Genomic DNA, 6,919 nt, shown 5'->3' with positions numbered 1-6,919 from the left:
GGGGACGGCCGGCCGGGCGCGCGCCCGAGGGCGATCGGGAGTCCGCGGCGGGAGCCGGCGGCGCCGGTGAGCGCCCGTTCCGGCGGGCGCTGGTGGTCAGCCTGCTCAACCCGAAGGCGATCCTGTTCTTCCTGGCGTTCTTCACCCAGTTCGTCGACCCGGCCTATCCGCATCCGGTGGTGCCGTTCGCGGTGCTGGCGGTCGTCATCCAGGCGTTCTCCGTGCTGTATCTGAGCACCCTGATCCTCGGTGGGGACCGGCTGGCCGCGGCGTTGCGCCGCCGCCGGCGCCTGGCGGCCGGGATGACCGGCGGAGTGGGCACCCTGTTCCTCGGCTTCGCGGCGAAACTGGCCACCGCCACGCTGCACTGACCCCGCCGCAGCGACAAGGACCGCCGTTAAACCCGCGCACAGTCAGCACCGAAGCCCGCCGACCGGCCCGGCGCGCCCCCGATGCCTCCGCCGCGCCGCAGCGCGCGCCCTGGGAAAGCACGTACATTACAAGTCTGCGCGACCCATGCGACGGAGGGGACGAACGTGCCTGGGCAGTCCGTGACGGTCCCGTACAGTGCCGCGGCAGAACCCGCGCCCGCGTGGCATCTGCCGCTTCCCACGCAGGTGACCGCGGTGCGGCACGGGCAGTCGACCGCGAACGCGGCGTTCGCGGAGGCGGCGCTGACCGGGGCGCTGAGCGTGCCGATCACCGATCGGGACGCCGATCTGCCGCTCACGCACCTGGGCGCGGCGCAGGCCGCCGCGGTCGGGCGGCGCCTGGCCTGCGACCCGCCGCAGGTGGTGTTCTGCTCGCCGTATCTGCGCACCCGCCAGACGCTGGCGGGGATCGCCGGCGCGCTGGCGGACACCGGGGCGCCGGCGCCGGTGCTGCGCTTCGACGAGCGGCTGCGCGACCGGGAGACCGGGGCGTGGGAGATGCTCACCACGGCCGCGCTGCGGCGCAGGTACCCCGAGGAGATGGCGCGGCGCGACCATGTCGGGCCGTTCTACTTCCGGCCTCCGGGCGGGGAGAACTTCCCGGACGTGGCGCTGCGGGTGCGCTCCCTGCTGCGCGACGCGCTGCCGGCGGCCGCGGGGCGGCATCTGCTGATCGTGGCGCACGACGCGGTGGTGCTGATGCTGCGGATGATCTTCGACGGGTTGGACGAGCCGGCGTTGAACCGGATCGTGGACGCGGGCGGCGCGATCGGCAACTGCACGGTGACGCGGTGGACCGCGGACGGCGCGCGGCTGCGGCTGGCGGATTACAACGACGCGGTGCACCTGCGGCACCTGGCGGCGGTCTCCGGGTAGGCGGACGCGGTCAGACGCGGTCAGACGCGGTTGGGCGCGGTCAGACGCGGGTGCGCCGGGCGATGTAGTCGCGGGTCTCCTGCGGCAGCGCGTCACCGGCGGCCAGCAGTTCGCCGAGCAGGTGCGGTTCCCGGGTGGCCGCGCGGAAGAACAGCCCGAGGGTCACCTGGTGGCCGGGGCGGTGCTCGATGGTGACCGGGTCGCCGGCGCGCACCGGCCCGGGCTCGACGACCCGCAGGTACGCGCCGGTGGCGCCGTGTTCGGTGAAGCGCTTGACCCAGTGCGCCTCGTCCATCTTCTGCGCGAACACCTCGCAGGGGATGCGCGGGGAGGTCACCTGCAGCAGGGTGCGCCCGCCCACGCGCCAGCGCTCGCCGACGAGTGCGCCGGTCAGATCAAGGCCCGCGGTGGTCAGGTTCTCCCCGAACATCCCGGCGGGCAGCTCGCGGCCCAGTTCCCGCTCCCACCAGTCCAGGTCCTCGCGCGCGTAGGCGTAGACGGCCTGGTCGTCGCCGCCGTGGTTTCTCAGGTCGCATACCGCGTCGCCGGCCAGGCCGCTGCCGCCGACCCCTTTGGGGCCGGGTGCGCTCACCTGCACCGGGTGGGCGACCGGCAGCTTGCCGATGCCGGTGGACTGCTGTTTGACGTCGGTGTGCCGCGGCGAGGCGGCGAGGTTGACGGACAGCAGCCGGCCATGGGGCGGGGGCGGGAGGTCCACGATGGGCAAGCCTAGAGGCCGCGCGCGGGCCTGTCGCGGCGTTTTCGGGCGCGCCCGCCCCGCACCGGGTTCCTCCCTGTCGAAGTCAGTCGGGGTCGGCGGCCGCGTCGAGCTGGGCGGCCAGGGCGTGCGCGAGCAGGGTGTTGCGCGCGGGGCCGGGGTTCTCCAGGGCCTGGCGCAGCGCGCGCGGCTGGCCGACCAGCACGACGGTGCGGCGGGCGCGGGTGACCAGGGTGTAGAGCAGCGAGCGGGTCAGCAGCGCCGGGGCGTCGAGGGTGAGCGGCGCCACGACGTGCGGAAACTCGCTGCCCTGTGCCTTGTGGACGCTGACGGCGTAGGCGTGGATGAGCTCGTCGAGCTGCGCGAAGTCGTAGTCGACCTGTTCCCCGTCGTCGGTGAGCACCGCGAGCGCGCCGTCCTTCAGGTCGAGGTCGACCACGGTGCCGAGGGTGCCGTTGAACACGCCGGCCGCGCCTTTGGCGTAGTCGTTGCGGGCGGCCATGACCCGGTCGCCGACGCGGAAGACCCTGGAGCCGGACCAGTACTCCGGTTCGTTGTCCTGGCGCGGGTTGCGCCGATCCTGCAGCAGCCGGCCCAGTTCCAGGGTGCCCGCGGCGCCGCGGCGGGTCGGGCACAGCACCTGGACGTCGGCGGGGTCCGCGCCGAGTTTCGCGGGCAGGCGCTCGGTGGCGATCTGCACGACCGTGCGGGCGATCTGCGCGGGGTCGTCCATCTCGGCGAACCAGAAGTCGGCGCGGCGCAGTTCGGGCGGTTGCCCGGCGCGGATGCGGTGGGCGTTGGCGGTGATGGTGGAGTCCTGGGCCTGCCGGAAGACGTGCGTGAGCTCGGTGCGGGGCACCGCGGGCACGCGCAGCACGTCGGCGAGCACGCAGCCGGGCCCGACGGAGGGCAGTTGGTCGATGTCGCCGACCAGCAGCAGGTGCGTGCCCGGAGGGATGGCGGCGGCCAGGCGGGCGGCCAGGTGCACGTCCAGCATGGACGCCTCGTCGATGACGATCAGGTGCACCATCGTGGTGCGCGGGCCGAACAGCGCCTCCTCGCCGTCCTCGCCGGCCGTGGGGTCGGCGGCCAGCCGGTGCACGGTGACCGCGCGCGCCCCGGTCAGCTCGCTCAGGCGCCGCGCGGCCTTGCCGGTGGGGGCGGCCAGCGTGACGCTGCCCCCGCCCGCGCGCACCAGCTCGACGATCTCGCGCACGGTGTGGGACTTCCCGCAGCCGGGCCCGCCGGTGATCACGCTGACCGGGTGGGTCAGCGCCATGCGCACCGCCTCGCGCTGCCCGGGGTGCAGGCCGTCGCCGAACTGTCCGGCGGCCACCCGGCGGCGCACCGGTTCGGGCAGATCGGAGGGGGCCGCGGCCAGCAGCGCGAGCGCGCGGGCGAGCTTGTTCTCGGCGCGGCGCAGCGCGCGCGGCGCCAGCAGCGGCTCGCCGGTGGCGGGGTGCTGCTCGGCGCTCAGCGGCGCCCCGCGCCCCACGGTCAGGCGCTCGGCGGCCTCACGCAGCAGCGCGGGATCCTGCTCGGTCAGCGCGGCGGCCTCCAGCACGGCCTGCTCGGCGGGCAGGTGGCAGTGCCCGGCGCGGCGGGCGCGTACGGCGCACACCTCCCAGACCGCGGCCTCCAGGCGGGCGGGGTCGTCCAGGGCGCCGCCGGCCTGCAGCGCGATACGGTCGGCGGCGGCGAACGCCAGGCCGTCGACCTCGCCGACCATGCTGTAGGGCTCGCGCGCGACGGTCTTGAGGCTCTCGTGGCCGAAGACCCGGTGGATCGGCTCGGCCAGCAGCGGGGACAGGCCGTACCCCCGCAGCAGCGACATCAGCTCCTTGATTGTCTTCTGGGCCTGCCAGGACTCGGTGATGCGCCGGGTGCGCCGCTCGCCGATGCCGTAGACCTCGCTCAGGCGGCCCGGGACGCGGTCGATGATCTCCAGGGTGTCCTCGCCGAAGCGCTCGGTGATCGCCTGGGCCAGCAGCGGGCCGACGCCGCGCACCAGCCCGGAGCCGAGATAGCGGCGGATGGCGGGCACGCCGGCCGGGGGGCGGCGCTCGCACTCCTCGACGGCGAACTGGGCGCCGTGGCGGCGGTGCTCGCCCCAGCGGCCGGTCAGCCGCAGGCCCTCGCCGGGGCGGGCGCCGGCCAGCTGGGCGCCGACGGCGGTCAGCGCGGCGCCGTCGGGGGTGGCGGCGCGCAGCGCGGTGTAGCCGTCTTCGCGCACGAACAGCACGAACTCGACGGCGCACTCGAGCGTGGTCAGCGGTGCGCGCACGGTCATGGGGGCACGCTATCGCGGGCCTCTGACAGGCGAGCCCGACCGCGGCGCCGGTCGGCCCAGCGGGGGTCAGTCGATGCGCACCGGGCCGTGCGCGGTGCGGAAGTCGACCGCCACCAGCCCGCTCTCGTCGGCGCGCTGCGCCGGCCCGGTCGGTTCGAGCCAGTCGACGTGCACGTGCGGCAGCGGGTCGGCCTCGGGCGTGCCCAGCCAGTCGAGGATCGCGGCGCGCCGTCCGGCGATCTGCAGCCGCTCGATGCCCACCGTGCCGTCCGCGTCGGCCGAGGGGTGCTCGCCGCGGGGGCAGTCCCACTCGACCAGGTAGGGGATCTGCGGGTCCCGCAGCAGGTCCAGCAGCCCGATCTGCCGCCACTGCAGCAGCGTGCCGTCCGGGCGGCGCCGGTGGCCCTCCGCCGCGGCGCGTCCGAGGCGCTGCTCGAAGGGCGCCAGGTCGTCGACGGCCACGACCCAGCCGAGCCAGCCGCCGCCCAGCGCGGCGCGGCGGCGCACGGCCCGCCCGAACGGCATGGTGTCGGTGGAGGGGTGCTCCAGCGGCGCGACGATCTCCACGTAGCAGCCGCCGTCCAGAGGCAGCACCGCGTTGCGCGTGCCGTAGCGCGGGTGCACCCCGCCGTCGCGGAACGCCGCGCCGAGCAGCGAGCCGAGCCGGCTGAGCGTGGAGGGGAACGCGTCGGCCCGGCAGGCGTAGGAGACGTGGTCTAGTCGCACGAGCGGGCATGTACCCGCATTGGGGCCGGCTCATGACTCGGCGGGCCCGTCCGGCGCACCGGCGCGGCGGCATAGGGTGGGCGCGAGGATCAAAGCGGGTTGCTGACGTGGCGTCGGCGCACGGCGCCGGGAGGAGAGAAGAGCGATGAGCGCACCGCACATCGGCTACGCGGCGATGCTGGAGCAGTTCGGGCCGCTGGAGGTGACCGAGTACAGCGCCGCCGCCGAGGCGGCCGGGTTCACCGGGGTGATGGCGGCCGACCACTTCCAGCCGTGGGTGCCGGCGCAGGGCAGCGCGCCGTTCGTGTGGAACGTGCTGACCGCGATCGGGGCGCGCACGCGCGGGGACCTGGGGCCGGGGGTGACCTGCCCGTCGTTCAAGATGCACCCGGCGATCGTGGCGCAGGCCTCGGCGACGCTGGCCGCGATGTACCCGGGGCGGCACTGGCTGGGCCTGGGCGCCGGGGAGGCGCTCAACGAGCACATCGTGGGCGGGTACTGGCCGGAGGCGGCCGAGCGCAGCGCGAGGATGTGGGAGGCGCTGGAGATCATCAAGAAGCTGTTCGCCAGCGGCCTGGAGCAGCGCGACGTGAAGCACTCGGGCAGGTACTTCACGCTGGAGTCCGCGCGGCTGTGGACGATGCCCGAGGCGGCGCCGGAGATCTACATCGCGACGGCGGGGCCGCTGAACGCGAAGCGCACCGGCAAGCTCGCCGACGGCATCATCACCCCGGGCGCGGCTCCCGCGAAGATCGAGACGGTGCTGGGCAAGTTCGCCGAGGGCGCGCGCGAGGCCGGCAAGGACCCGCAGGCGATGCCCAAGATCCTGCAGCTGCACCTGTCCTGGGCCGAGAGCGACGAGCAGGCGCTGGCCAACGCGATGTCCGAGTGGCCCAACGGCGGGATGAAGTTCGACAAGGGCGATGTGCGCTCGCCGTTCCAATTCGAGCAGATGGCCAAGCTGGTGCGGCCGGAGGACTTCGAGGGCCGGATGGTGATCAGCGCCGACCCGGACGTGCACCGCGCCGAGGTGCAGCGTTACCTGGACCTCGGGTTCGACCGGATCTACCTGCACAACGTGGGGCGCAACCAGCGCGAGTGGATCGAGGTCTTCGGCCGCGAGGTGCTGCCGAAGCTGCAGCGCTGACGCTGAGCGGGCCGCGCCGGGCGGCCGCGCCCGGTGCGCTCATCGGCACTGGCGGTTAATGGACCCTCCGGGTGAATCGGCGCGGATGCTGTCCTTCCGGGCGTAACCCGGCCGGACGGTCCTCGTTGCCCTGGTCGAAGGGGAGCTGATGCGGTGTCCTCGGGCAGCGCGCTCCCGTCCCGTCTAGAGCAACAAGAGGTCTTACATGCAAGGGTTTGCCAAGCGGGGGCTGGCGCTGGTCGCCGCCACGTCCGGCCTGGTCCTGGGGACGGCGGGCTTCGCCTCCGCGGACGCGACGGCGAGCGGTACGGCGACGAACTCGGGCGGTGTCGCCTCGGGCAACGTGACCGACACCGCGCTGTCCGCTCCGGTCAACTTCTGCGGCAACCAGGTGGGCATGATCACGGCCTACGACTCGGTGGCGCCGCAGCTGTGTGCCAATGGCACCGGGAACAACGCCAGTGCCCAGGGTTCGTCCGCCGACTCCGGCGGCATCCTGTCCGGAAACGTCGCGGACACGGCGCTGTCGGCGCCGGTGAATCTGTGCGGAAACCAGGTCGACGTGATCGGCCTGAGCAACGCTGTGCTGGGTTCGAGCTGCGTCAACGGCTGACAAACGCGCCCGGCCCGTGACGCCGGGCGCGGCGTGCCGCGCGGCTCGACTCGACTGGGGGGCCGTGCCGGCGAGCACCACCAGTGGCCCCGCCGCCCTCGCTGAGCTGTCTCGTATA

7 protein-coding genes are annotated in these 6,919 nt (G+C 74.3%); 4 read left to right on the top strand and 3 right to left on the bottom strand.

Annotation, left to right across the window (positions count from 1 at the left end):
• Together KGA66_RS27330 and KGA66_RS27325 are read left to right on the top strand one after the other, a co-directional pair.
• Window positions 1-371, top strand: a 371-nt coding sequence (locus KGA66_RS27330; RefSeq protein WP_211472179.1) for a LysE family transporter, incomplete at its 5' end; no start/stop codon positions are given.
• A gap of 165 nt (window positions 372-536) precedes the next feature.
• A complete protein-coding gene (locus KGA66_RS27325) occupies window positions 537-1,307 on the top strand; it encodes a histidine phosphatase family protein (protein WP_211472177.1) in 771 nt (256 codons plus the stop codon).
• A gap of 40 nt (window positions 1,308-1,347) precedes the next feature.
• On the opposite strand, the gene KGA66_RS27320 is transcribed toward KGA66_RS27325, so the two are convergent.
• The 3 genes from KGA66_RS27320 to KGA66_RS27310 all read right to left on the bottom strand — a co-directional run bounded on the left by KGA66_RS27320 (window position 1,348) and on the right by KGA66_RS27310 (window position 5,041).
• Window positions 1,348-2,025, bottom strand: coding sequence for an MOSC domain-containing protein (locus KGA66_RS27320; protein ID WP_312887093.1), 678 nt, complete (start codon window positions 2,023-2,025; stop codon window positions 1,348-1,350).
• 85 nt (window positions 2,026-2,110) lie between these two features.
• Window positions 2,111-4,315 carry an SF1B family DNA helicase RecD2 gene (gene recD2, locus KGA66_RS27315; protein ID WP_211472175.1) on the bottom strand — a complete coding sequence of 735 codons (2,205 nt, stop codon included), beginning with the start codon at window positions 4,313-4,315 and terminating at the stop codon, window positions 2,111-2,113.
• A gap of 66 nt (window positions 4,316-4,381) precedes the next feature.
• Window positions 4,382-5,041 carry a VOC family protein gene (locus KGA66_RS27310; protein ID WP_211472173.1) on the bottom strand — a complete coding sequence of 220 codons (660 nt, stop codon included), beginning with the start codon at window positions 5,039-5,041 and terminating at the stop codon, window positions 4,382-4,384.
• 145 nt (window positions 5,042-5,186) lie between these two features.
• Between KGA66_RS27310 and KGA66_RS27305 the strand changes: the two genes are divergently transcribed.
• Together KGA66_RS27305 and KGA66_RS27300 are read left to right on the top strand one after the other, a co-directional pair.
• Window positions 5,187-6,188: a TIGR03557 family F420-dependent LLM class oxidoreductase gene (locus KGA66_RS27305; RefSeq protein WP_211472171.1), complete on the top strand. Its 1,002-nt coding sequence runs from the start codon at window positions 5,187-5,189 to the stop codon at window positions 6,186-6,188.
• Window positions 6,189-6,393: 205 nt separating this feature from the next.
• Window positions 6,394-6,801, top strand: a complete 408-nt coding sequence (locus KGA66_RS27300; protein ID WP_211472169.1) for a chaplin — start codon at window positions 6,394-6,396, stop codon at window positions 6,799-6,801.
• The last annotated feature ends 118 nt before the right edge of the window (window positions 6,802-6,919 follow it).

This window comes from Actinocrinis puniceicyclus (genome assembly GCF_018283645.1).
In the GTDB taxonomy this organism is placed as follows: Bacteria; Actinomycetota; Actinomycetes; order Streptomycetales; family Catenulisporaceae; genus Actinocrinis; species Actinocrinis puniceicyclus.
Note: the sequence above shows the minus strand (reverse complement) of the source record. Positions and strands in the feature narration are given on the sequence as shown.

Bases quoted from the DNA above. Each gene is read 5' to 3' on its own strand.
- recD2 (WP_211472175.1), bottom strand. From the start codon at position 4,315: ATGACCGTGCGCGCACCGCTGACCACGCTCGAGTGCGCCGTCGAGTTC.
- KGA66_RS27305 (WP_211472171.1), top strand. From the start codon at position 5,187: ATGAGCGCACCGCACATCGGCTACGCGGCGATGCTGGAGCAGTTCGGG.
- KGA66_RS27300 (WP_211472169.1), top strand. From the start codon at position 6,394: ATGCAAGGGTTTGCCAAGCGGGGGCTGGCGCTGGTCGCCGCCACGTCC.